This is a genomic window from Paraburkholderia sp. WS6, assembly GCF_030464835.1.
Classification (GTDB): domain Bacteria; phylum Pseudomonadota; class Gammaproteobacteria; order Burkholderiales; family Burkholderiaceae; genus Paraburkholderia; species Paraburkholderia madseniana.
Map to the genome: position 1 here is coordinate 1 of NZ_JALQCK010000047.1, position 24,419 is coordinate 24,419.

The window sequence follows — 24,419 nt, forward strand, 5'->3', positions numbered from 1 at the left end:
GGTTGCCGATCCAGAGCAAGGCATCCGGCGCCTCTGCTTCTGCCTTCAGGAAATCCTCTCCGCGGTTCAATCCAAGCAGGTTGGCCACTGCGTCGTCCGCAGCCGCCTCCACCAGCCGCGTCTGCCAGCCAAGCGCTGCCGCTGCGTAACTTACCGCGGCGATGACGTGGCCGCAATCGTGCTGGCAGTAGCGCCAGGCGCGCATGCCGTATTTCCACGCCTCGCGCCAGGGGATCGAGCTTATGCCGATCAGGACGCCACTTTGCGGGAACGCCTCGCTCCATCGTTCGTCAGCCACTGCAGCGCGACATTCAAGGGAATGGTCCCGGCTCAGGTAATGGTAGACCCCACCGGACAGGCCGGGCAGAGTCGGACACACAAGATAGCCCTCGGTCGGGTGCAGATTTCCGCTCGAAGGGTTGCAGCGCAGTGCCCACTGCTGGGTGCCGTAGGATTTCCACGCCGACAGGCCGAGCGAAAGTTCGAACAGGATTGCCAGACTGGAAAGATCGAATCTGCGCGCGGGCGGCAAAGCGCCGCAGCGCAGTTCGTTGTAGCGTGTAGTCAGGCTATCCGCGGCTAACGGCAGACCAATGCGCGGTGCGCCGTGAAACACCCTGAACGGATACGGTTGGGTTGCCCAGTCGAGTTTCCCGGGGCCAGGGGCGTAGCCGCCGACGCGATGCTTGCTGCGCTCGTGATATTCAAGCATCGCATGCTTTAACCGGTCCATGTTCCCCTCAGACCAGGAATATCCGCACATGCGGCTGTACAAAACCGGCTGGCTGGACGGTGGGCGCGGTCGTCAAGTTGGTCGCCCGCGCGGTGCGGGTACCAACCTGAAAGCAGGCATACGCACGCCCTGCGCGTGCATCCGGAAGAACAACTCCTTCGGGCGCGTCGCCAATGAAGGTTGTCGCCGTCCTTCTTCGCGGCAGCGGTCGTGCCGTCGCCGTGGATGACCGTGAGTTCAAGCAGCCCGTCCTGATGAAGCTTGCGCACCGAGCCCGCAAAAATCGCGTCGATGCAACCATCGGCCTGCCGTCGCCGCAACGCCCGATAGATGCGCGTGTAGTGGATTTCAGGGCGACCTTCAGCATTCCTTTCGATCGGCAACGCCTTCCACTGTCATCCCATGTACAGCAACTGCAGGATGTAGTTGAAGATCCTGTGCAACCCCAGCGTCGGTGCCGGACCACGCCGACCCGTACTCAGATGCGACAAGACAAACTGTTCGCACTGCGCAAGGTTCAATTTCGTCGGCATCGTTTGCCAGCATTGGCTTCCAGCCACCAGTGCCATCCACAAATCTGGACTTTAACCGATCTGGCTCCGCCGATCAAAACTCCAGTTCTGGCGGGGCTCACAGACAAATTTCGGCCGCGTCATGAAACCCGCAACCAGTTGGGCAATTGCGCTCACCTTCCACTGCGATTCATGCTCGCCACGGTGCTCGTGGACCATTCGAACCGCCCGTTCACGGACTTCCGGTGAATACCTCGGTGACTTCTTCTTTACGTTTTCCATAACTCCATTCTCTCAAACGCTGGAGTCTCCGGAAAACCTAGTGCGGTTCAATGCGACCCCCATCCCGTCTCAATGTTGAGACAGGTTTTGCGGCACTTCGCTTCTTGTTCGTTGCCGTCCGGCTGCGCCTGAATATTCGATAGGAACCCTCGCTCTAGCCTTATGCGCGCTGGACGAGTGGGGTGGCATGGACGTGACTGCTTACATGCGAAACGAGCATTTCCAACTAGGTCAAGCCTCTGACATGTAACGGTTTCGAGACATTAGGCGCCTGCCTGGTACTCGTCGACCACACTGGAATAACGCCGCTTGTCGCGTAGCAAGCGTTTGCGCCCTCATGGCACAGTCATTGCTCTATGAGCGTCACAAGCGAGTCTGTTGCGGCCGATATCAAGCCAAAAACAATCTATGGAAGCGACACCAAAACCTCGCACGCGTGGTCATGGAAAGGCCAACGCACTTTCGACGAAAACGGCGGGCTATCCATAAACAAATCCATAAAAGTTTGACGGATATTTCGTATTACATATTAATTGTTTCTGGTGAAAACGGCCAGTCAGGGTGTTTTCAGCTGGAGGGGAAGCTCGTGATAGCGATATATCGTACCAGTATTGCTTGTGCAATGTTCACGGCGACTTGTGCGCTGTCTTTACCCGCACAGGCCACCCTTGGCGAAAGGGTCAGCAGTGTAGGCAGCGACCAGGTTCGAATGCATGCCACAGCACACGGCGCCACATCGCAAGTTGCGTATACCGTGCATCTGATTACGCTGCCGTCGGGCACCGTGGTGCGCGAGTATGTCGCAGTGAACGGAATCGTATTCGGCGTCGCGTGGGAAGGCCCGACCTTGCCGAACCTGAGGGCTACGCTTGGCGATGCGTTCAATCAATATATCGCGGCCAGCGTAGCGCGCCGGGCGATCCCGCTTGCCGTCTCGAACGATGCGCTGGTGGTGTTCTCGGGCGGTCATTTACGTGCGTTCGCGGGCTACGCGTATCTGCCGCGAGCGATCCCCGCCGGGGTCGACGCCAGCGTCATTCAATAGCGGAGCGATCATGCGCGATCCGTGTCTGCTCCTTAAATCAGATTCGCTTCTCAAGCTGCTTGCCTCTGCATTGCTTGCAGTGTTGATGGCCGGATGCGGCGGCGGTGGTGGTGGGAGCAACAGTTCATCCGGCACGTCGGCACCCGCGCAATCGCTCACGAATGTATCCCCCGCGCCCCAAGCGCTAGCCTCCAATGCAGCAGCAGTGACCGTCGATTTCGGCGTAATCGGTGTGCCGAATATACCCTTCGTCAGCGTCACGCTCTGTATGCCGGGCACGGCGCACTGTCAAACCATTGATCACGTACAAGTCGACACGGGCTCCTCCGGGCTGCGCGTGTTCGCCACTCAACTTCCGGTGTCTTTGGAGCTGCCGCAACAGAAGGATGGCGCGGGCAATCCGCTTGCCGAATGCATGCAGTTCTTCGACGGTTACACGTGGGGTTCGGTGCAGCTTGCCGATGTACGGATTGCCGGCGAAAAAGCCGCGTCGCTGCCGATTCAGGTGATCGATCCGGACTATAGCGCTACGCCGTCGGACTGCAGCAGTCTCGGCGCGTCGCGGAACACCCCTACGAGTCTGGCGGCCAACGGAATACTCGGCATTAGCGTGTTCAAGCACGATTGCGGTCCGGTCTGCGTGCAGGATGCAGTGCCGGCGACTTACTACAGTTGCGTCGGGACCAGTTGCACGTCAATCGCCGTCGCCGAAAAACTGCAGGTTGCCAATCCGATTCCCTACTTTGCGACCAATAACAACGGTTCGATTTTGATGTTGCCAGCCGCGTCGTCAAGCAGCGAAGCCTCGCTCAGCGGGCAGCTGGTGTTTGGCATTGGCACGCAGAGCAATAACGGCTTGGGTAGTGCGCAGGTGATCGGGGTCAGTCCGTCCACCGGCACGTTCAGAACAGTGCAAAATGGCACGACCTACTCGAGGAGCGTCATGGACAGCGGCTCGACGGGGCTCTTCTTTCAAACCAGCGCGCTGCCGATCTGCGCAACGCCAAACAACTGGTTTTACTGCCCTGCATCGACCCAGCAGTTGAGCGCAATGATTGAAGGTGTCAATGGTGTGACCAGTGCGGTCTCATTTTCGGTCGGCAATGCCGCGGAGATCAGGCTGATTCATGCGGGCGATCCGGTGATGCCGCTGCTTGCCGGTCCGGCATTCGTGACCCCGACGATGTTCGTCTGGGGCTTGCCATTCTTCTACGGGCGTAACATCTATGCTGCCGTCGAGCAACAATCGACGCCTGGAGGAAAGGGTCCATATATTGCGTACTGAGATACGCGGCGTTCATCTGATGTCTGGGCAGCGCGAAGTGCTGCCGGATCGGGCCGAAGCACGAGAGAAACGCCTGTGTGCGACGCGCATCGTCACAAACAGATAAGTGGGCCCGGGGGATTTCACCCCGAGCCTCTCGCAGAACCGTGCATAAACCTCTCGATTTACACGGCTCCCGTTATCCAACCTTTACCCCCAGAAACTGCCAGTGTACAAACTGTCGCGGGTACGCCTTCCTCATCTTGTGCAACCACTCCTCGCTACGCCGTTTATGCCGTCGTAGTGTCTTGTACTTGCGCCTGGCCCAGCGCGCGAGCTTGCGGTTCAGATACCGACCGAGCCCCTGCATGGCCTTCCGATAGAAAGCCCCGTAATAGTTCCACCAACCACGTATCGTGGGATTGCATTGCCCGGCCGTGTCCTATTAGCCTGTTTGGATTGGTCGATGTTCGGAAAGGGCGTTCACCTCGGGACCCAGATCGATTTTTGAAGAAATCTTTTGGAGCGACATTGGCGACCTGTAGTTTCGCACTGAGTAGCCGCGCTCAACCTTTACTGCCCGCTCAGGCCTGTCCGCTCTAGCGTGACAGACTTTATTCTGCAGCCACTTCCGAGTTTCCTTAATCTTGCATCTCGTGACAGACTTTGAATGCATCGATGCGTCCGAAAATTCCGTCTTCTAATCAATGGTTTGAAAAAGTGCCTTGTGACGGACTTTATTCTCTCGGATCATTGTGATCCGGAAGAATAAAGTCCGTCACGCAACGAACATGATGCGTATCTCTTCGAGAGCGGCGAGTTTGGAGCGTGTTGCCTCGTGCAATGCCTTGAGGACGACGTCGTTGTGGGCGTCCAGTTCGTGAATGAGGGCGCACCGAAACTGACGAGCCTGCATCTATGACGAGTGGCGAAGGTGTCATCCATCGCGCGTCTGCTTCACACAGCTTCATCTAGCAGCGGGTAGTCGTTGTAGCCGGTTTCGTCGTCCGCGTAGATGGTTTCCGGATTGACCGTGTTGAGCGGCGCACCGCGTCGAAAGCGCTCCACCAGGTCAGGGTTGGCGATAAAAGGGCGCCCAAACGCCGCCGCGTCTGCATCGCCGCGTTTGATGGCCAGTTCCGCACTCTCCCGCGTCAGTCCTTCATTGAGGATGTAGGCCCCCTTGAAGATACGCCGCACGTCGCGGCCGATGCGATCGTCGCCGCGATCCAGTGCCTCGCGCGCAAAAATGAAAGCGATGTTGCGCGTGTTGAGTTGCTCGGCGACATAGGTGAACAGCGCGCGCGGATGCGAATCGCGCATCGAATATGAACTCGACATCAGGTTCAGATGTACGCCAATGCGGTCCGCGGGCCAAACCGTGAGCAGCGCATCGACTGCCTCCAGCAGGAAGCGCGCACGGTTCTCGATCGAGCCACCGTAACGGTCGGTCCGCAGGTTCGATCCGTCGTGCAGAAACTGATCGAACAGGTAACCATTTGCAGCGTGAAGTTCGATACCGTCAAAACCAGCGCGTTGTGCGTTTGCGGCGCCGACCCGGAAATCTTCGACGATGCCGGAAATTTCTTCGGTCTCCAGCGCGCGCGGTACGGTGTATGGACGCTGCGGCCGCACGCGGGTGACATGGCCTTCCGGCGCAATCGCACTTGGAGCGACCGGAGGCTGGCCGTCATGGTAGATCGGGTCGGAAACTCGCCCGACGTGCCACAACTGGGAGACGATCAGGCCACCCGCATCGTGTACCGCTGAGGTCACCTCTTTCCAGCCGGCAATCTGCTTTTCCGTCCAGATGCCCGGCGTGTTGGGATAGCCAACGCCCTGAGGCGTGACGGAAGTGGCTTCGGTAATGACGAGTCCTGCGCTTGCACGAAGCGCGTAGTGGTGCGCGTTGAGGAAGCCTGGACTGCGCTCGGCGAACGCGCGCATGCGCGTGAGCGGTGCCATGACAATGCGGTTCGATAACTTCAGCGCGCCAATCTGGATGGGATCGAAGAGTGTGGACATCTGCGGGCTTCTCATTTCGGTGTTGAGGGTAGCAAGAACGGCTGCTGCGTTCCTCTGACTATGGAACGTGGCACACCAAACGTTTATCGTCACAGCGTATTTGTTGTAACAATAGTTGTTACAACATAAACCATCGAGGCCATCGACACAAGTCTCTTGTCATGAACAGGCGTCGTCGACGAGACGCATATGGCGCGGGCGGGGCGGCTCCGGCACCCATGTGTGTAGCGTGAAAACGTCCGTCTCTTAAGGCAAGGAATGCGCTTTGTCGCCGGATTCATCAAACTTGTCAGGATTGACTACCCATGGTGTAACGAATATAGTTACAACTAAATTGACTAACGCGGGCTTTCTATGAGCGCCAACAGCCGCTTGACCGTGGCGACCCACATCCTGGCGTGGATGGCGCTTGTCGCACGGCGCAGTCCTGACCCGGTCACGTCCGATCGGATCGCTGCGAGTGTCAACACCAATCCGGTGGTGATTCGTCGTACGCTTGGGTTGCTTGCAACAGGTGGCCTTGTCGAGAGCTATCGCGGTGTCAACGCGGGATGGCGTCTGGCGAAGAGTGCGGACGCAATCAGTTTGCTCGACGTCTTTAACGCACTTGAAGAGGGTGCGCGTTTCGCGCTGCACCCTTCGAAACCCAGTCAGGCGTGCCCCGTCGGTCGAGGCATCGGGGCGACGCTGAGCCACGTCTATGATTCGATCGACGATGGCGTTCGAAAGACGCTTGCCGCCACGACGATCGAAGCGGTACTCACAGACACTCTTTCATCGCAACCATCGAAAAGGCGCGGCTGAATTCGAGTTGCTTATCGGGCACATTGGCCCTAAAGGAGCGAGAGTCCGTATCGTCGCCAAATGGGCGATGCTGGCTACGCTTTGGCGCGCTTGCGCGCCGTTCGCGTAACCGCTGACTTTTGAAAAGCTGCGCATTGTTCGGTGACGCTCTGCAGATGATCCGGACCCGCCGTGATCGCGCCAAGCAACGTCATCACGACAAAATCGATCAGCTTTGGTACCGCCACTTTGGTGTCCGCGCGCGGCGCGCGGTTCGCCAGGATCAGCGTGGCGAGACCATGCTCCATACTCCATGCGGCATGGGTCACGAGCTTGAGATCGGAGTGGGTCCAACCACTCTCGATAGCCAGCGCCTGGATCGTCTCGGAAAACAAGCCAAAAGACCTGTTACTTTCCTCGGCGAGTTCCGGATACGCTTGATGCGCCACGATGCGAGGCCCGATCATCAGACTGAATAGCCCATTGTGGCGCTGCGCGAACTCAACATACACCCGCATCATCCGGTACGCTTTGGCAAGCGCCGTATCCTCGCTGTCACGGATCGCAACGCGCAGCGCAGCGAGGTCACGATAACCGCTTGCCGCGATCGTGGCCAGCAGTTCGTCGATACCCGAAAAATGTCGCGAGGGTGCGGCTTCTGATACGCCCACCATGCGTGCGAGGTAACGCAGGCTCAAGTCTTGTGCCGATACCTCCATGAGCGCGCTGCGCCCTGCTTCGATGAGTGCGTTGCGCAGATTGCCATGGTGGTAATCCGCATTCTTCGGGGTAGCTGACTTGGGACTCACGTGACCTTCGTTCGAGGAGCAAAACAAGGAAATGATTATAAATTCTGCGTAGATAGGCACGCAATATCGCCAACGTGCGATCGCCTCCTGACAATGTGCCGCACGCCGAACAGTACATAGCCGACGAAGAAGAGCCCGGCGCCCAATCCATATATCGTTTCGCTGAATCGCAGATCCACGACCATCTGCAACTTCGCAAAAGCAACGTTCGAACGACCGACCCACGCCAGCATCCATAAGCCAAACAGTATCGGCAGTATCCTCCATTGCGCTGAAGCGTAGGCCTTCCGCAGGAGGGCGTTGTCATCTGATGATGAGCCGTCTGCACAGGTTTCCTTCACCACTTCCATTCTGTCCTCCGACGTCGCCTGTCATGAGCAACAGTCGCGACAGCGCTTGCGTACGGGCTCCAGCCCGTTAGCGCGCCGCGACACGTGGTTGCGTTTAGTTGGACCGTGTTTCCGCAAGAACAGCGGCGTCGATCTCCTTCGCGGACGGTGGCGGCCCGCCGACCAAAATGCCGGTGTCGACCGCATTGCGGATTTCGACATCCGCCAGTCCCACTTCGCGGAACACTTGCTCGTTGTGTTCGCCGCGAAACGCCGGTGCGCTGCGCATTCCAAGCTCGTCATCGGAAAAGCGCCATGGATAGCCGTGGATGAGATACGAGCCGCCGCGGCGATCCGGGATCTCGTGCACCGCACCCCACTGCTTCGCCCAATCGGTCTCGGCCAATTCCTTCAGCGTACGGATCTGGCCTATCGCGATCTTGGCCTCGTCGAGTTGCGCATCGAGCGTCCTGAGATCGCGGAACGAGAGCATCCACGTCTGGATTACCGCGTGCAGCGCCTTGTAGTTCTGCAGGCGGCGCTCAGCGGTGCTGAAGCGTGGATCCCGCGCAAGGTCCATGCGGCGCATGGCGCGCAAGTAATTCGGAAACGTGTTGCTGCCGATGATGCTTTGCGCCGCCACGAACTCTTCGCCACCGGGGCCAACGAAATGCGGGCCGTCGGAGGCGCCGAGGATGCCCGGCTCGGCTCCCGTATCGACACCCGCGAGGTCAAGGTGAGCGCGTTCGTTGATCGACAGCATTACGGCAGCCATCGCGACGTCGATGTATTGGCCGCGTCCGGTTACTTCACGTTTGCGCACCGCCGCCAGCACGGCGATGGTCGCCTGCAGGCCCGCATAGACGTCCGCGTGCGACAGGGGATCGGTCCACTTGGGGCCGTCGCTCGCACTGTCGAAATGGCGCAATGTGTTGTGCGTGAATCCCGTTTCAGCCTGCACAGTCGGCGCGTAGGCCATGCGCGAGGCCCAGGGACCTCGCTGGCCGTATCCGGTGATCGATACGTAGACCAGCTTTGGATTACGCCTTGCGAGCGTCTCGTAGTCGAGTCCAAACCCCTTGAGCGTGCCGGCCCGAAAATTCTCCACGACGATGTCCGCCTCGTCGCACAGGCGTAGCACAAGCTCGCGTGCGTGCGGCACGTTCAGATCGATGCTGACGTTGCGCTTGCCACTATTCTGCTGCGCGTAGTAGCCGGACATGCCGTCGCGATTCGGAAATGCGGCTCGCGACACATCGGGCCGCGGCGGCTCGATCTTGATAACGTCGGCGCCGAGATCGGCCAGCGTGCGGGCACACAGCGGACCCGCCAGCACCCGCGAAAAATCGACGACCTTGAGTCCTTCGAGCGGTCCGGCCATGTCAATTCCCTTCGAAAATAGCGGTACCTGGCCCGGCCTTATCGAAGGCCTCCAATCCGCGCTTGAGATCCTGCGACGCCCAGATCGGCTTTTGCAGTTCGAACATCGCTTCGTCGGCGGCAGCGACTCCCTCGTTGACGGCGACCCGCACGAGCTGCTTGGTCGCGGCATGCGCGACGGTCGGCCCGGCCGCCAGTTCCTGCGCAACCGACAACGCGACTTCGTCGAGTTTGTCGTCGGGTACAACAAGATTGATCAGGCCCCAGCGTTCGAGCGTCGCCGCGTCGTAACGGCGGCCGAGCATCGCGAGCTCTTTCGCACGCGCCGGGCCGGCACGCATCACCTGACGCTGGATGCCACCGAGCAGCGGATGCAAGCCGAGCGCGACCTCGACCGATCCGATCTTGGCTGATGCGGCGACCACGCTGAAGTCGCACGCGAGCGCCACTTCGAAGCCACCGCCAAGGCATGTACCGTTCACCGCGACGACGATCGGGATCGGTAGTGTCTCGAAGCCGCGAAGCACCTCGAGCGGATCCATCAGCGCCTTGCCTTGCGTGGCAATGCGATCCGGAAAAAGTGACACCTCAGCACCCGCCGAGAAGTGCCGCAGACCGCTGCGCAGCAGGATCGCGCGCGAGCCGCGTTTTACCGCCTCGTCGAATTCATCGAGTAGCGCGCGATACAGCGTCGGACCCATCAGGTTATGGGGGCGACGGTTCATCGTAAGAACCGTCACATGACCTTTGAGTTCCTTCAGAACAATTGCTTCGTCCATTTTTGCTCCATTTCGTCGGGTTCAGGTGATTTCCGAATTGCATGTAAACATGCATAACATGTGAGCTCCAGTGTGAGCGGCGCCCGCACCGTCATACAGTGCGTTCGGCCTCGGTAGTTGCCAGTAAGCATCTCAGTCGTCGACACCCGCGACGACGCGCGCGTCCCTTTCGGCTCCGTCCGCCAGTACTGCTAACGCTTTCTGATACGCCTCACTCTGAAACGTGGCGAGAGCCTGTTCGAAGCTCGGGAATTCGACCACGACGGTCCGTTCCTTGAGACCCGCTTCGAATGCAACGACCTCTCCGCCTCGCACCAGGAATTTTCCACCCGCCGCTTTCACCACCTGTGTCGCGAGGACGCCGTATGCCGCGAGCTTGCTTGCGTCATGGACCGCCCGATACGCTGCTACCCAATATCCCTTTGCCATTTCGCTTCCTCTGTTGAAAAAATACCTGATCATAGTAACACCGTTAACATGAAGATCTATGAGGGTTATTCCTGGCCTCAAAAATGGGTGCAAGGGATTAGATAACGGTGTTAACATGAAGCCATGCGATGACTCAATGCCAACCTTTTCGCGGAGAACCTCATGCCGTACACGACTGTCAATCCTGCTACCGGCGAACTGCTCGCCACCTACGAGGACATATCCGACCCGTTGCTCGAAGCGAAGCTCGCTGCCGCGCAGCGCGCTTTTGAAACCGACTGGCGCCGCCGTCCGGTCAGCGATCGGGCACGCATTGTGTCTCGCGCCGCGACGCTGTTGCGGGAGAAGGCCGACGAATACGCGGGCTATCTGACGCTGGAAATGGGCAAGCGCGCCGGCGAAGCGCGCAAGGAAGTGGAATCGTCGGCGAGCATTCTCGACTACTACGCAAAGCATGCGCACGCGTATCTGCAACCGCGCCCGCTCGCGGAAGCGCCCGGCGCAGCCGTGCACATCGAGCCAATCGGCGTGCTCTTCGGCATCGAGCCGTGGAATTTTCCGTACTACCAGATTGCGCGCGTAGCCGGGCCGCAACTGATGGTGGGCAACGTCCTGCTGCTCAAGCATGCGGAAAGCGTGCCGCAGTCGGCGTTGGCCTTCGCTCGATTGTTCGAAGAGGCAGGCGCGCCCGAAGGCGTATATACGAATCTGTTTATCTCGATCGAGCAGGCCGGCCGCGTCATCGACGACCCGCGCGTCCAGGGCGTGACCCTGACGGGCAGCGAGCGCGCCGGTGCCGCCGTCGCCGAGCGTGCCGGCCGCAATCTGAAGAAGGTCGTGCTCGAACTGGGCGGCAGCGACCCATTCATCGTGCTCGAGGATGCGCCGCTCGACTGGGCGATCCAGAGCGCGGTCGCGGGCCGCATGCTCAATGCGGGTCAATGCTGCGTTGGTTCCAAGCGCATCATCGTGGTTGGCAAGGCGCGCGGGGACGCTTTCCTCGAGGGCTTCGCGAAGCGGATGGCAGCGCTCGAGACGGGCGACCCAGCCGATCCGGCGACCGCCGTCGCCCCGCTTTCGTCCGAGCGCGCGTTGACGCTGCTGCTTGAGCAGATCGATCGCGCGGCTTCGCACGGCGCACGCATCGTGTGTGGCGGCACGCGCGTCGAACGCCCGGGCTTTTACTTGCAACCGACCGTTCTGACCGACATCTCGCCGCAAAATCCGGTCTTCGCCGAAGAACTGTTCGGCCCGGTCGCCGCCTTCCACGTCGTCGAGGACGAAGCCGCCGCGATTGCGCTCGCTAACGGCACGCCGTACGGTCTCGGCGCGTCGGTGTTTACCGCGGATACCGGACGTGGCGAGCGGGTCGCCGCGCAGATCGAGAGCGGCATGGTGTTCGTCAATCAGCCGTTCGCCACGGCGGCGGAACTGCCGTTCGGCGGCGTCAAGCGTTCAGGTTTTGGCCGGGAGCTTTCTCAGCTGGGATTCGACGAGTTCGTCAACAAGAAGCTGATCAGAGTTGCCCCCGTCGGGGCGGCACCGTTCGGCCCCGCGCGGGCCGCTTGAACGGGGTGTCTGACGCTGCTCCCACGGCGAAGCGCGTGATTGTGGCGCCTCGTCCCTCTTTCCCTTTGACCGAACACTATGATGAACAAGACGATTATCAGTTGCGCGCTCACTGGAAGCGACGATACCCCGCGGCTGAACCCTGCAGTGCCTGTGACGCCCGAGCAAATCGCCAATGAGGCCATTGCTGCATGTGAAGCCGGTGCGAGCATCGCACACATTCACGTACGGGACCCCAGGACTGGCGTTCCAAGCACTGATCTGTCGCTCTACAGAGAAGTCGTTTCGCGTATCCGCGATAGTGGGTGCCCGATATTGATCAATCTGACGACGGGCCCGGGTGCACGTTTCGTTCCCAGCGACGAAGACCCGAACCGGGGAAGTGAATTGAGTACGATGATGACGCCTGAGGCCCGAGTCCAGCATGTGCTCGAGTTGCGTCCGGAAATCTGCACTCTGGACGTAGCGACCATGAACTTCGGCAATCGCGCATTCGTCAACGTGCCCGACCATCTCGTCAAAATGGCAAGCTTGATCGAGGAAGCAGGCGTGAAGCCTGAAATCGAGGTATTTGATCTGGGGCACGTTCGCCTCGCGCGCCACCTGATCGAAACGCAGGGGATTCTGCAGGCTCCGCTGTTCCAGTTGTGTCTTGGTGTGCCATGGGGAGCGGCCGCCGACACCGAGAGCCTTCTTCAGATGAAACGCTATCTGCCCGAGAACGCCCGTTGGTCGGCGTTCGGCATCTCGCGCGCGCAATTTCCGATCGTGGCGCAAAGCGTGATTCTTGGCGGGCATGTCCGCGTCGGCCTCGAGGACAATCTTTATCTTGCCAAAGGGGAACTGGCGCCAGGCAACGCAGCGCTGGTCAAACGTGCGGTCAGTATCGTCAGAAGCATCGGCGCGGACGTGGCAACGCCTGACGAGGCTCGCAGCATACTCGGCCTTCCCCGTCGCCAATAGAACAAGTGGAGAGCGGGATCGCCTTCCCTAAGAACGCTGCGTTGCGAAGATCAATGGTTTTACCCGGTAGCCTGTCCTTGGGCTACCGATACCGCCGCCTCACTCATGTCAAGTTCATCCTTTCTCGCAAGAGACTTAGATGTTCTGACATAAGAAACGCGGCATTTATTGATGCATGGAGACAAAAATGCCTTTGTGGAATATCTATCATCCGGTCGGCGCCTATACGGCAGATGACAAGCAGGAGATGGCCAAGCGAATCGTCGACGTTTATATCATTCCTCGCTTCTATGTAGGCGTTCTGTTTCATGAACAGCCGAAAGACTCCTTCTTCATGGGAGGGGAGTCGCGAGACGACTTTGTCAGAATCAGATTAGACCATTTCGCCAGACACATCGCCAAGGACCCCGAATGGACGAAGTCCTGGCTCCGCAAGGCGAACGCCGCGATTGCGCCATTTGTCCAGGATCGAGGCTATCACTACGAGTTGCATGTCGGCGAAACGCCGCAAGAACTGTGGTTGATCGACGGCATTCGACCACCTCGGCCTGATACGGAAGCTGAGAAGAAATGGAAGCTTGAAAACCGGGCGTCGCCATATGATCCGAGCGAAGGTTGAATCGGTCAGTTTCGTCTGAAGCAGCGTCGCCTACTGCAAGGACCGCGGCGCCCGCGTCGTCGGCGGACGTGCATCGCGTCGCGCCCGCAGGGGCACGATTAACACCGTCACTCGAAGGAGAAACCACGTGAAGGCCCTGATCATCGAACACAACGGCGAGCCGTCAGAGGTAGTCCATTGGCGTGATTTGCCCGAGCCCACGCCCGGGCCAGCTGAAGTCCGCGTGAGGATGCTGCTGGCGCCCGTGCACCCGTCCGACTTGCACGTCATCCGTGGACGTTTCGCCCCTCAGCGTCAGCCCGAACTGCCCGCTTCGCCCGGGTCCGAGGGCGTCGGAATCATCGACGCCGTCGGCAGCGACGTGCCGCGCTCGCGAATCGGAGAGCGCGTCGTTTTGCTGGACGTGCCCGGAACCTGGAGAGAGCAAGTCATCAGTCCGGGCGCCCGCGCGATTCCTGTACCGGCGGCGATCTCCGACGAGGACGCCGCGCAGGCCCTGATCAACCCGATGACCGCATGGGCGATGACGATGTCGGAGCTCCAGCTTGGACGCGGCGACTGGCTTGTCCAGAGCGCGGCCGGCTCGACGGTCGGTCGCCTCGTGCTGCAGATCGCGAAAGCGGAGGGGTTCCGCACCATCAACCTCGTACGCCGTGAAGAGCAGGTCGCCGAGATTCAGGATCTTGGCGGTGACGTCGTGCTATGTACCGCGGACGAACGCTGGCCCGAGCAACTGAAGGAGGCCACCGGCAGCAATGGCATCGTGAGCGCGATCGATTGCGTCGCCGGTCGCACCGGCGCCATGCTTGCGCGTCAGTTGGCCCCGAATGGATGCCTGCTCGTCTACGGAGCCTTGTCGTCGCACCGCCAGACCGACCCGGCGGCCTTCGAGATGCCGATTTTCGCCCCGGCGCTTGTCTACTCGAGTGCCGAGGTACGCGGCTGGCTCATCTTCTCGTGGCTCGCGCGCAAGGGGGTGAATGAGGGCAGCCAGACGCTGCGCAGCCTGCTCGATCGCATGGCCGAGGGCACCTTGAAGCCGCCGGCAGCGCGCCGCTACCACGTCGATCGCGCACTCGAAGCCTTCACGGCCGCGGAGAGCGCCGCACACGACGCCAAACCGCTGTTGGCGTTCGCGGAGGGCTGAGCTTCGCCCGTGTCATCGTCGCAGGCGACTTTGCGCCGCTCGGCGGTCGTGATTGGCGGGAGCGGATGAAGCTTGATCGAAGGTTGAAGTAAGACGGCATCAATCAGGCGCGACTGACGGTCAGTAGGTCCGTTCGGCGATAACTCGGGCCACCGTTTCCAGGGACCGCGTGAGCGTAGCGAGGTCGACGGACCCGATTGCCAATCGGATGGCGTGAGGCACATGAGCCGACGTCGAGAACGGCAGGGCTGTCGACACGGAAACCCGCTCGCGCATCAGCGCCATCGCAACCTCGTCCGCGCGAACTTCCTGCGCCAGAGGGAGCCACACGAAGTACGAACAGGGATGGCCGACCCTCTTCAACGGGCCCAGAATGTCGGCGACAAGGCCCTGACGCATCGCGGCATCCCGTCGCTTCTCCTCTTCAAGCCGAGCCACCGTGCCGTCTTCCATCCAGCCGCAGCCAATGGCCGTCATGATCGCCGGGGTGTTCCAGGTTGTCGCCCGGATCGCCCGTTCGAGCTTGGGAATCCATGCGCTCGGTGCGCAGACGAAACCGACGCGCAGCCCTGTCGCGACACTCTTCGACAAGCTCGATACATAGACCGTCGTCTCCGGCGCAAGCGATGCCAACGGAGGCGGCGCACCTTCAGCCAGGAATGCGTAGGCCCCGTCTTCGATGAGTATCAGTCCGTGGTGCCGGGCGATGGCGACAAGGTCCCGACATCGCGTCGCGCTCATCACCCAGCCAAGCGGGTTGTGCAGCGTCGGCATGACGTAGACGGCGCGTACTCGTCGTTGCTTGCACAGAGCCGCCAATGCGCCCAGATCGGGGCCGCGCCCAGCGGCCGGGATCGGCACGAGCTCCAGCCGATTGGCCTCGGCAGCGAGTTTGAATCCCGGGTAAGTCAGCGCGTCCACCGCCACGACGTCGCCGGGCTCGAGTAACGCCATGGCGGCCGTCGTCAACCCGTGCTGTGCGCCACTCACGAGCAATGTCGTTTCGACCGTTGCTGGCAGCCCCCGGCTGGCCAGGTGACGCGCCGCCGTCGCGCGCTCGTGCTCGCGCCCGCCGTGGGGCTGGTATCGAAGCAGAGACTCCAGGTCACCTGCAACAGCGAGTTGGCGCAGCGCCACCCTGAGAAGGTCAGTCTGGCCGGGCGACGACGGATAGTTGAAGCTCAGGTCTACTGTGTCCGCGCTCCACGCACTCAGGTCGATGCCCTGACCTCGAGGGAGCGCCTCCTTGACGAATGTGCCACGGCCGGTTTCGCCGCTCACCAAACCCATCTCCTGCAACTCCGCATAAACACGCGTGGCCGTGACCAGCGCCAGGCCTTCGCGAACAGCGAGGTCGCGGTGCGTTGGCAGACGCGTCCCGGGACGCAGACGGCCTGCACGGATATCGGCCGCGAGACGGTCGACCAGTTGCTTGTAGCGCGGCTGAGCCATATCGGAATGTATCCATGACAATTATTTGATTGTATTAATTATCGGCTCTACGATGGCTCATCACAACCTCTCTACCCGCACGAGGACGTCATGCACATCGCCATCCTGACCTTTGAGGGCTTTAACGAACTCGACTCGCTGATCGCGCTAAACATCCTCAACCGGGTCAAAAAGCCCGGCTGGCGGGTTTCGATCGCCAGCCCGTCAGCGAGGGTGCGGTCGATGAACGGCGTGGCGCTGGAGGCGCAAGCGTCGCTGCAGGACGCTTGCGAGGCCGACGCGGTGCTGGTCGGCAGCGGGATAAAGACCCGGGACGTCGTCGCCGATGCCGCGTTGATGTCGCAGCTAAGGCTCGACCCGACGCGCCAGTTGCTCGGTGCGCAGTGCTCGGGCACGCTGATACTTGCGAAGCTGGGCCTGCTGGACGGCGTTCCGGCGTGTACGGACGTGACCACCAAACCGTGGGTCGAAGAAGCCGGCGTGGCGGTGCTCAACCAGCCGTTCGTGGCGAAGCAGAACGTCGCGACGGCAGGCGGGTGCCTGTCGTCGCAGTATCTGGCGGCCTGGTTCATCGCGCGTCTGGAGGGTGTCGAGGCTGCACGCAACGCGATTCACTATGTCGCCCCAGTGGGAGAGAAGGAGACCTACGTGACGCGTGCAATAGCGAACATCTCGCCATTCCTCTAAGGAAATACGGCATCTGAAAACTGCGTATCGCGTACCTGGAATCGAGTACCTGGACGACACCGCGCCCCCAACGGGAAAAACCCACAGTTCGAGGGGCCCGCCTGGCTAGGCAGCTTGCTGCCTTGCAACCCGGCGGATGGTCTGGGGAGGTTGGCCCAACGTCCTGACGAATGCTCTGCGCATCCTTTCGGTGTCGCCGAAACCGGTCTCCCTGGCGATCACTGTCAGTGAGAGCTCCCCAGCGTCGACGAGGCTGCGAGCGACATCGACGCGCAGTTTCTCCACTGCCTGCGCAGGAGACTGTCCGGTCTCAATCTTGAAGATTCGGCTCAGTTGTCTTGGGCTCACATGCGCGGCGTCAGCGATGACCTCCACGGAAAGATCCAGGTGAAGGTTAGCTCTGGCGAATGAAAGCACCTTCTGTATGCGGTCCGATCTGGGCTGAAGCTCCAGCAGCGCCGAGAACTGGGACTGGCCGCTGGTACGCCGGTGGTAGACCACCAGTTTCTTCGCCACGACCTTCGCCACCTCCTCGCCATGGTCTTCTTCGACCATGGCCAAAGCCAGGTCGATACATGCGGTCATGCCAGCCGATGTCCACACGCCGCCGTCGTTCGTGAAGATTCGGTCCGGCAGAACCTTCACGTCCGGGTGTCGCCGCTGAAGCTCCTGAGCCGCGGACCAGTGGGTCGTTGCACGGCGGCCGTCGAGGACCCCTGCTTCCGCGAGAATGAACGCGCCGGTGCAGATGCTGCCCACTCGCCTGCAAGCCTGTTCGGCGCGCTTCAGGAATGACCTCATCCTCGGTGTGGAAGTCGGGGCGGGGATGGCGCCGAGGACCAGCAGCGTATCGAACGCGGCGTTCCGGAACTTGCGCGAGTCTACCGTTGCGCCCGAGTAGCTTGGAACCGGCCCCCCGGCTTCGGACAGCCGGACTTGCCGATACGACTCGTACCCGAGTTCCTTGTTCGTCAACTCGAACACGGCAATGACGGCGAGGTCGAGGATCTCGAACCCCGGGAAGAGCAACAAGGCAACGGTCTTCATAGGATGTCCCAAAATGCAGATATCGGCAATTTGAGCCAATCATAGTCCTGCGCCAGCACTGATGCAATTCCGGGACATGTCCGGAAGCATTGGTTGTCCTAAAACATCGGATTTACGTCTTTCAAGCCATCGTCCAGGGCCTTACCATAGGCATGTCGAAAGAGCGTTCATCTTCCAGGGAGATTTCACATGATCCAGAAGCAGTCAAAGGGCACCGCCGTGGTTATCGGGCGCCAGGCAAGGAGTATCGAATGAATAGCATCGCACTGGCCTGTACCGCTGCCCTTGGCCTCCTCCTGTTCGCTCTCGGACTCTCCATTTCTATCCTGCGCTTTCGCGTTGGCGTGCTGAGTGGCTACGCACCTGAGCCTGATCAGTTGCTAAGCAAACTGGTTCGCGCTCACGGCAACACCGCCGAGTACGCTCCATTCTTCGCGGTGCTCTTTTTGTACCTCGGCTCTCAGCATCCGCATCACTGGGAACTCTGGTGCATGGTAGGCGCAACTGCCTGCCGCTTGCTCCTGGTGGTCGCGCTAGTTGCCTGGCCGTCCATGTCGAAGCCCAATCCAGCCCGAGCGATCGGGTCCCTGGGAACGTACGCTTTCGGGGTGGCCCTATGTGTTGCATTGCTCAACGGCCACTAGTCCTCTGGCCTCGCCGGTCATCGCCGTGCCGACGATCACCCTTGAAGGCGACGCGAACGGCGCTTCGCATCCGGAGCCTGAGGCGTATGCGAAGAAGTTCGTCGGCAAGTACGCGCACCGCAGCATCACAGGTGGAATCGGTCACAACCTGCCGCAGGAAGCCTCCAAGGCCTTTGCGGACGCAGTGATCGAAGTCGCAAGCTACTAAGCGTTCACGTGCCGCGCCTTAAGGACGGAAATCCAGCCGGCTTCTCGACCGACAGCGGTGGTGCCGGTCATTTGACCGACCCGGTTCAGCGCGAGCTGCCTGCGATGCTAACAGCTCACTCCACACATTTGATAAGGATTCCATCATGTATCTTCTGTTGAAGAGATATCTCACGTCCGCGCTTCTGCTTGGCAGCGTGTTCGCGCTGCACGCGGCCCATGCTGCCCCGCCGCAGGACCTGAAAGGAACGAACGTCGTCCTTGTGCACGGGGCTTTCGCTGACGGATCAAGCTGGGATAGGGTGATCCCGTTGCTCGAGGCGCGTGGTCTCCATGTGGTTTCAGTTCAGAACCCGCTCAGCTCGCTCGCGGATGACACGGCGGCAACGAGGCGCGCAATAGAACAGCAAACTGGCCCCGTTGTGCTCGTCGGGCATTCGTGGGGCGGCTTCGTGATCACGCAGGCTGGCGACGACGACAAAGTCAAGGCGCTCGTGTATGTAGCCGCTCTCGTTCCGGACAGCGGCGCATCGGTCAACGACATGATGAAAAACCAGCCGGCCCCGGTCTGGGCAGGCGAACTGAGGAAAGACTCCGCAAACTTCCTGACGTTGTCCACCAACGCGGTGATCAATGATTTCGCCCAGGATCTGCCGACGGCGCAAGCACGTGTCCTCGCGACGACGCAAGGACCGTGGTTCGCGGGCTGTCTGGACGACAAGGTGAGTATCGCTGCGTGGCACACGAAGCCGTCCTGGTTCGTGGTCGCCGACCAGGATCGCATGATCGATCCGCGCGCAGAGGAAGCAATGGCAAGGGAGATCGGCGCAACGACGATTCATGTCGATTCGAGTCACGTCGCAATGCTGAGTCATCCGAAGGCTGTTGCCGATGCGATCATCGCGGCGGCAAGCAAGGGGGTTGTGACGAAATAAGGAACGTGAAGCGGACGAGATAGTCAATAAATTGTGTCTTTTAATTTATCGTTAAGATTACTAATTTGATGTAGGAGTTTGCGTGTTAGATATTATCGATCCCCATGCGCCGTCGCGTCGTCGTTTCATTGGTATGGCAACGGCGTCCCTTGCTGCGGCCTCACTGAGCCGGTACGCCTTTGCGGAACCGAGTCAATCCATTACTGAAGTTGCCCCAGCGGGGGGCGGCGACAAAACCACGATCCGTCCACTTCGTGTGCATGTGCCGGAATCACAACTCGTCGATTTGCGCAGACGCATCAAGTCGACACGTTGGCCGGAAGGCGAAACGGTCACGGATGCATCGCAAGGCGTGCAGCTTGCGACGATGCAAAAGCTCGCGCAGTATTGGTCGACAGATTACAACTGGCGTAAGGTCGAAGCGAGATTGAATTCGCTGCCGCAATTCGTCACCGAGATCGATGGGCTAGACATTCATTTTATCCACGTTCGTTCGAAACATCAGAATGCGTTACCGGTCATCGTCACGCACGGATGGCCTGGCTCGATCATCGAGCAGTTGAAGATCATCGATCCGCTGACCAATCCAACTGCCCATGGTGGAAATGCCTCGGACGCTTTCGACGTAGTGATCCCTTCGTTGCCGGGCTACGGCTTCTCAGGCAAGCCGACTGCGACGGGCTGGGATCCTGCACGTATCGCGCGCGCGTGGATCGCGTTGATGAAGCGCCTTGGATACACGCGCTACGTGGCGCAAGGAGGCGACTGGGGCAATGCGGTCACGGAACAGATGGCGCTCATCGCGCCGCCGGAACTGCTGGGCATTCATACCAACATGCCGGCCACCGTACCGGACGACATTGCCAATACACTGAAGTACGGAAATTCGCCGCCGGCCAGCCTCTCGCCGGATGAGAAGCACGCGTTCGATCAGCTCGACTACTTCTACAGGCACGGTCTCGGCTATGCGCAAGAGATGGCGAACCGTCCGCAGACGCTGTATGGGATCGAAGATTCGCCTATCGGCCTCGCTGCATGGATGCTCGATCACGACGCCGCGAGTCAGGCGATGATTGCCCGCGTTTTTGAAGGTCAGAGCGAGGGCCTGACGCGAGATGACGTGCTCGACAACGTCACGCTCTACTGGGTGACGAATACGGCCGTTTCGTCGGCACGGCTGTATTGGGAGAACAAGTTAAACTTCTTCGCGCCGAAGCACGTTGCGATTCCCGTTGCCGTCAGCGTGTTTCCGGATGAAATCTACGCAGCGCCGCAGAGCTGGACGGAGCACGCTTATCAGAAGCTGATTCACTATAACCGGCTTCCGAAAGGCGGGCACTTTGCGGCGTGGGAACAGCCGCAGGCGTTCACGGAAGAAGTTCGCGTGAGTTTCCGGACGCTGCGCTGACGTTTCAAAGCGAGGAATATCTGCGACGGGGCGCCGCGAGGCCGACCATTTGAGATAAGTGCATCATTCGTGCCCACGCCGTCACAAACGAACAACGAATCGATGTCGTTCGCGGTTAGTCCCCAAACGGGTTGCCGGTGTCTGTGTCTTTCACTTCGGTATTGAGGTTGTATTCCGCACGCACGGCCTTGAGCACGCCCTCGATGTCGCGCTCGAAGCCGACCGCGTTGCCGAAGTGGGTCATGTTCCAGTTGCAGCCCGTCTTGTCAACCTCTTGCAACTGCGGCCGCGGCACACGAATCTTCACGCCGTCCTCGACGATTTCCTGCAGTCGATGGATTCGCCGGTTGACCTCCTGCTGAAGCTGCGAGGCATTGAGCGTCTTGCGTATCATCCAAGTCTCCTTCCGGTTGCCCAAGCCAGTCTAGCGCAAGTGAGGCGTTCCGCGACCTGGCACTGAAATGCAAAGTGCCTGAGAGAGCAGGCGCCTTGGTTCGTCGAGATGCGTCAGTAAGTTTCTCGCTTGTTGCCTTCTTCGCAGAGACCTTCTTGAGAGCAGAAACGGCCTTCTTTGCAGCCGGAGACTTCGCCCCAATTCACGACGCGCCCTTGTATGTCGCAACAAAGCTCGCAAGGTCGCCCCAGTTCGGCGAAGACAGCAACTCCGGATGGTCCTGTTGAACCTTAAGCGCGACGCTACGAAAGGCTTGCGCGCATGCCGAGAAGCAGGTCGGTGGCGAGAGGGGAGCCGGTACAGGTGAGTTGCTTGCTATGGGGACATTTAGCTTCGGTGCAGAGCCCGGCGTTCTGGTTTCAGAAAGAGCGGAGCTGAGTTTCGAAAGTTGTTTGCGTGCGCTGACGGGAGCAGAGTACGTGCTGCCAGCGTTGAATTTATCTGCGAGAAGCTGGAGTATCGACGTATGGTCCAGGTTACCGGAGAAGACGCCCCCGGGCGCGACATAGGGCGAGACCAGGAATGCGGGTACACGCAGCCCAGTAGTTTCAAACTGATAACCGGCGACCTCAGTCGAAATGTTGAGTGGGCTTACGTGGTCGAAAAATCCCCCGTGCTCGTCATACGTGACAATCATCAGCGTCTCATCCCATCGCTCGGACGCAGAAATCGTTTGATAAATATCGGCAAGGAACGCTTGCCCTGGGGCGACGCCAGTAGGCGAATGGTCGTCATTCGGGACCCCGTGCGGCCCGTCCGTGTATTCCGGCTCGATGAAAATGACTTGAGGCAAATTGCTACTGTTCGTCCAGTCTGCCTTGAAGCGCGAATACCGCCTGAACCTCCCTCCGTTGCCATCCAGCGGCAAGGCAAGCGAAGTTACTATCTCAGGCAACCACTTGGGCATCAAGCTGAAGAACGGGAAGAAGCCTCCCGACTGGTAGACACACCAACTTGCGCCGTGTGTGGTCAGCCAGTCGTAAACCAGGGACTGCTCGGGAAGAAAACCAGAAACATTGTCGCTAATCGCACTCTCTCCCGCCATTGCCATCAGGCGATTTGCCTGGGTTCCCGTCGGAAGTGGCGCAAACCAGCTATCGCAGATCGTGAAATTTTTTGCGAAAAAATCATAAGTAGGCAACGCACCGGCCGTGTAGTAGCCCATCACCATCGATAGGTCGGCTGGCGCAGGGTTTCGTGTCGCATAGCTCGCGACGAATCCACCCAGTTCGGGACAGCCCCCATTCGCGCACGGCGTGTTTATTTGCATCGAAATCGGCGTGCGGTCATGCGGCGGGTCGGGGATAAGTTGGGTCGATGGCGACAGCGCATGTAGGGCATACGTTTTGTCGCCGTAGAGGTTCGTGAAGTTCTGTTGCCAGGTGGGGTCGGCCGAGAGGCCGTTGACATCCTTCCCGTTGAGGCTCAGGTAGCCAAGAACGTGGTCGAAAGACCTATTCTCCATCATGACTATGATGATGGTCTTAATGTTGTCAACGGACATGCTCCCTCCGATATAACGGCATCAGGGCGACGAAGTCGCCTGCGAATGTCCCAGCCCGAAGAAATCACCGGGGGCGCGGCACGGGAGGTCTCTTGACACGAACCTGTTTCCTACCCAGGTCCTACAGCGCTAGCCGGGAACCGGATAGGTCAAACGTTCGCTACAGGGGGCTCGCACCTCTGACGAGGCTCGATACCAAAGGCTTGCTTCCGGCTAGACGTTAAGGCTAGTTCACGTCACATGACTGTTCAAGTTCAGTTGCGTGGTAGCGTTACCCCGTTCACTTGCCACACGGCACAACGCAGGTTCTGAAGGCGTATCGCCTACGCGGTACGCCTTCAGGAGTAATCCCATGTTACGAATCTCGCACCGCCGTTTCACATGTGTCCGACATCGCTCCTTACACTCCGAGCCGTAGTCACTGACATTGCACTCAATGTGCGAGGAGTAGCGAAGATGAACAGGAAAATTCTCGGCGCAGCGCTCGGTCTGGCAGTACTGGCAGCATCGACGGCAGCATCGGCACACGTCGACGTCGCCATTGGATTGGGCATCCCCGGAGCCGTCTATGCGCCTGCAGAACCAGTGTACGCACCGCCACCGCCCGTTGTGTATGCTCCCGCACCTGTCGCCGTCGCGTACGGCGGTGGTGACGACTGGCGAGCCCGTGAATGGCGCGAACGTCGCGAGTGGCGTGAACGTGAATGGCGCCGCCAGGAATGGCGTGAGCACGAGTGGCGCGAGCATCGTGATTGGCGCGGGTATTGAAACGACGCCGCAAGCCACCGCATCTGAAAAATCCAATCTCTGAGTAACTTCGAATGAAAGCTAGCCCGATAAGAATCGCCTTGATTGCAACGACGCTGGCCTTTGCAACGGCAGGCTCGGCAAACGCCGCAGGCTGCCTCAAGGGCGCGGTGGTAGGTGGGGTCGCCGGGCATTACGCGGGGCACCACGCTGTGGTTGGTGCTGTCGGCGGCTGCATGGTCGGCAGGCACCTTGCGAAGCAGCATGCGCAACAGCAAGCCGCGCAACGTCAGGCAGCACAGGTGCAATAAAACCTCGTCGGCTTGGTGTCGCCGACGGCGAAGCCATCGAGATTTTCTACGGCACCGAGAGTCACACGATTCGCGGTTCAATTAACCGGGTGATAACGGGCAACGGCACGCCGCGCGTGTTCCGCGGCGCGGCGCTGGGCCGGCATTTCCAGGAGCTTCCTCTGCTGACCCGCATGACCGTTGAGGTCATGTCACTCATCTCCATCCGGATTCGCCCCGCCCCGAACCTGTGGCACGCCGCCGCGTTCGCTATGGAAGGACGTTAATTGTGAAAAAACGTGAACTATCCGCCTGAGATTGGCTTGGTGTTGATAATCGTCGTTTTCGGTGAACTATCCGCGTTTCGAGCATTTTT

Annotated in this window: 25 protein-coding genes and 3 pseudogenes; 15 read left to right on the forward strand and 13 right to left on the reverse strand. The window is 60.0% G+C overall.

Annotated features, from left to right (window positions below; genetic code table 11):
• Window positions 1-733, reverse strand: a 733-nt coding sequence (locus M0D64_RS37035; RefSeq protein WP_266261357.1) for a SagB/ThcOx family dehydrogenase, incomplete at its 3' end; no start/stop codon positions are given.
• A gap of 173 nt (window positions 734-906) precedes the next feature.
• Here M0D64_RS37035 and M0D64_RS37040 point away from each other — a divergent pair.
• The 3 genes from M0D64_RS37040 to M0D64_RS37050 all read left to right on the forward strand — a co-directional run bounded on the left by M0D64_RS37040 (window position 907) and on the right by M0D64_RS37050 (window position 3,857).
• Window positions 907-1,494: a hypothetical protein gene (locus M0D64_RS37040; RefSeq protein WP_266261414.1), complete on the forward strand. Its 588-nt coding sequence runs from the start codon at window positions 907-909 to the stop codon at window positions 1,492-1,494.
• 655 nt (window positions 1,495-2,149) lie between these two features.
• A complete protein-coding gene (locus M0D64_RS37045) occupies window positions 2,150-2,572 on the forward strand; it encodes a DUF2844 domain-containing protein (protein WP_266261408.1) in 423 nt (140 codons plus the stop codon).
• Window positions 2,573-2,582: 10 nt separating this feature from the next.
• Complete coding sequence (locus tag M0D64_RS37050) at window positions 2,583-3,857, forward strand: DUF3443 domain-containing protein (protein ID WP_266261358.1); 1,275 nt, start codon at window positions 2,583-2,585, stop codon at window positions 3,855-3,857.
• A 4-nt stretch (window positions 3,858-3,861) separates the two neighbouring features.
• Here the strand turns inward: M0D64_RS37050 and M0D64_RS37055 are convergent.
• The 3 genes and pseudogenes from M0D64_RS37055 to M0D64_RS37060 form a co-directional block, all read right to left on the reverse strand.
• A pseudogene (locus M0D64_RS37055) lies at window positions 3,862-3,939 on the reverse strand (IS6 family transposase); the annotation flags it as partial.
• A 96-nt stretch (window positions 3,940-4,035) separates the two neighbouring features.
• Entirely contained in the window at window positions 4,036-4,251 is a 216-nt protein-coding gene (locus M0D64_RS44970; protein ID WP_367619690.1) for a group II intron maturase-specific domain-containing protein, read from the reverse strand.
• 542 nt (window positions 4,252-4,793) lie between these two features.
• Window positions 4,794-5,861, reverse strand: a complete 1,068-nt coding sequence (locus tag M0D64_RS37060; protein WP_266261359.1) for an alkene reductase — start codon at window positions 5,859-5,861, stop codon at window positions 4,794-4,796.
• A 354-nt stretch (window positions 5,862-6,215) separates the two neighbouring features.
• Here M0D64_RS37060 and M0D64_RS37065 point away from each other — a divergent pair, with 354 nt between their 5' ends.
• Window positions 6,216-6,665 (forward strand): Rrf2 family transcriptional regulator, encoded by a 450-nt coding sequence (locus M0D64_RS37065; RefSeq protein WP_154565733.1) that lies wholly within the window; start codon window positions 6,216-6,218, stop codon window positions 6,663-6,665.
• A 74-nt stretch (window positions 6,666-6,739) separates the two neighbouring features.
• Here M0D64_RS37065 and M0D64_RS37070 read toward each other — a convergent pair whose 3' ends face one another.
• The 5 genes and pseudogenes from M0D64_RS37070 to M0D64_RS37090 all read right to left on the reverse strand — a co-directional run bounded on the left by M0D64_RS37070 (window position 6,740) and on the right by M0D64_RS37090 (window position 10,370).
• Complete coding sequence (locus M0D64_RS37070) at window positions 6,740-7,453, reverse strand: TetR/AcrR family transcriptional regulator (RefSeq protein ID WP_266261360.1); 714 nt, start codon at window positions 7,451-7,453, stop codon at window positions 6,740-6,742.
• A gap of 101 nt (window positions 7,454-7,554) precedes the next feature.
• A pseudogene (locus M0D64_RS37075) lies at window positions 7,555-7,803 on the reverse strand (MFS transporter); the annotation flags it as partial.
• Between the two features lie 94 nt (window positions 7,804-7,897).
• Window positions 7,898-9,163 carry a CaiB/BaiF CoA-transferase family protein gene (locus tag M0D64_RS37080; protein WP_266261361.1) on the reverse strand — a complete coding sequence of 422 codons (1,266 nt, stop codon included), beginning with the start codon at window positions 9,161-9,163 and terminating at the stop codon, window positions 7,898-7,900.
• Between the two features lies 1 nt (window position 9,164).
• Complete coding sequence (locus M0D64_RS37085) at window positions 9,165-9,941, reverse strand: enoyl-CoA hydratase/isomerase family protein (protein WP_154565736.1); 777 nt, start codon at window positions 9,939-9,941, stop codon at window positions 9,165-9,167.
• A gap of 132 nt (window positions 9,942-10,073) precedes the next feature.
• A complete protein-coding gene (locus tag M0D64_RS37090) occupies window positions 10,074-10,370 on the reverse strand; it encodes a DUF1330 domain-containing protein (RefSeq protein ID WP_154565737.1) in 297 nt (98 codons plus the stop codon).
• Window positions 10,371-10,532: 162 nt separating this feature from the next.
• Here M0D64_RS37090 and M0D64_RS37095 point away from each other — a divergent pair, with 162 nt between their 5' ends.
• From M0D64_RS37095 to M0D64_RS37110, 4 genes are all read left to right on the forward strand, one after another.
• Window positions 10,533-11,939, forward strand: a complete 1,407-nt coding sequence (locus M0D64_RS37095) for an NAD-dependent succinate-semialdehyde dehydrogenase (protein WP_266261362.1) — start codon at window positions 10,533-10,535, stop codon at window positions 11,937-11,939.
• A 78-nt stretch (window positions 11,940-12,017) separates the two neighbouring features.
• On the forward strand, window positions 12,018-12,902 hold the full coding sequence (locus tag M0D64_RS37100) for a 3-keto-5-aminohexanoate cleavage protein (RefSeq protein ID WP_266261363.1): 885 nt from the start codon (window positions 12,018-12,020) through the stop codon (window positions 12,900-12,902).
• A gap of 187 nt (window positions 12,903-13,089) precedes the next feature.
• Entirely contained in the window at window positions 13,090-13,521 is a 432-nt protein-coding gene (locus M0D64_RS37105; RefSeq protein ID WP_154565740.1) for a tautomerase family protein, read from the forward strand.
• A gap of 127 nt (window positions 13,522-13,648) precedes the next feature.
• A complete protein-coding gene (locus M0D64_RS37110) occupies window positions 13,649-14,668 on the forward strand; it encodes a zinc-dependent alcohol dehydrogenase family protein (protein ID WP_266261364.1) in 1,020 nt (339 codons plus the stop codon).
• Between the two features lie 120 nt (window positions 14,669-14,788).
• On the opposite strand, the gene M0D64_RS37115 is transcribed toward M0D64_RS37110, so the two are convergent.
• The gene (locus M0D64_RS37115) at window positions 14,789-16,120 is read right to left on the reverse strand and encodes a PLP-dependent aminotransferase family protein (protein ID WP_266261365.1); all 1,332 of its coding nucleotides are present in this window, start codon (window positions 16,118-16,120) and stop codon (window positions 14,789-14,791) included.
• A gap of 90 nt (window positions 16,121-16,210) precedes the next feature.
• On the opposite strand from M0D64_RS37115, the gene M0D64_RS37120 reads away from it, so the two are divergent.
• Window positions 16,211-16,807: a DJ-1/PfpI family protein gene (locus M0D64_RS37120; protein WP_266261366.1), complete on the forward strand. Its 597-nt coding sequence runs from the start codon at window positions 16,211-16,213 to the stop codon at window positions 16,805-16,807.
• A gap of 105 nt (window positions 16,808-16,912) precedes the next feature.
• On the opposite strand, the gene M0D64_RS37125 is transcribed toward M0D64_RS37120, so the two are convergent.
• Entirely contained in the window at window positions 16,913-17,854 is a 942-nt protein-coding gene (locus tag M0D64_RS37125; RefSeq protein ID WP_266261367.1) for a GlxA family transcriptional regulator, read from the reverse strand.
• A gap of 251 nt (window positions 17,855-18,105) precedes the next feature.
• On the opposite strand from M0D64_RS37125, the gene M0D64_RS37130 reads away from it, so the two are divergent.
• The 4 genes and pseudogenes from M0D64_RS37130 to M0D64_RS37145 all read left to right on the forward strand — a co-directional run bounded on the left by M0D64_RS37130 (window position 18,106) and on the right by M0D64_RS37145 (window position 21,048).
• The gene (locus tag M0D64_RS37130; protein WP_266261368.1) at window positions 18,106-18,498 is read left to right on the forward strand and encodes an MAPEG family protein; all 393 of its coding nucleotides are present in this window, start codon (window positions 18,106-18,108) and stop codon (window positions 18,496-18,498) included.
• 10 nt (window positions 18,499-18,508) lie between these two features.
• Window positions 18,509-18,706 (forward strand): annotated as a pseudogene (locus tag M0D64_RS37135) (alpha/beta hydrolase); the annotation flags it as partial.
• A 145-nt stretch (window positions 18,707-18,851) separates the two neighbouring features.
• A complete protein-coding gene (locus M0D64_RS37140) occupies window positions 18,852-19,640 on the forward strand; it encodes an alpha/beta fold hydrolase (protein ID WP_154565745.1) in 789 nt (262 codons plus the stop codon).
• Window positions 19,641-19,773: 133 nt separating this feature from the next.
• Window positions 19,774-21,048, forward strand: coding sequence for an epoxide hydrolase family protein (locus M0D64_RS37145; RefSeq protein ID WP_266261409.1), 1,275 nt, complete (start codon window positions 19,774-19,776; stop codon window positions 21,046-21,048).
• A gap of 115 nt (window positions 21,049-21,163) precedes the next feature.
• Here M0D64_RS37145 and M0D64_RS37150 read toward each other — a convergent pair whose 3' ends face one another.
• Both M0D64_RS37150 and M0D64_RS37155 read right to left on the reverse strand, forming a co-directional pair.
• Complete coding sequence (locus M0D64_RS37150) at window positions 21,164-21,442, reverse strand: hypothetical protein (RefSeq protein ID WP_266261369.1); 279 nt, start codon at window positions 21,440-21,442, stop codon at window positions 21,164-21,166.
• A gap of 202 nt (window positions 21,443-21,644) precedes the next feature.
• Window positions 21,645-23,006, reverse strand: coding sequence for an alkaline phosphatase family protein (locus M0D64_RS37155; RefSeq protein WP_266261370.1), 1,362 nt, complete (start codon window positions 23,004-23,006; stop codon window positions 21,645-21,647).
• A gap of 456 nt (window positions 23,007-23,462) precedes the next feature.
• Here M0D64_RS37155 and M0D64_RS37160 point away from each other — a divergent pair, with 456 nt between their 5' ends.
• Window positions 23,463-23,774 carry a hypothetical protein gene (locus M0D64_RS37160; RefSeq protein ID WP_266261371.1) on the forward strand — a complete coding sequence of 104 codons (312 nt, stop codon included), beginning with the start codon at window positions 23,463-23,465 and terminating at the stop codon, window positions 23,772-23,774.
• Between the two features lie 53 nt (window positions 23,775-23,827).
• Window positions 23,828-24,064, forward strand: coding sequence for a hypothetical protein (locus M0D64_RS37165; RefSeq protein ID WP_171928686.1), 237 nt, complete (start codon window positions 23,828-23,830; stop codon window positions 24,062-24,064).
• Window positions 24,065-24,419 lie beyond the last annotated feature (355 nt).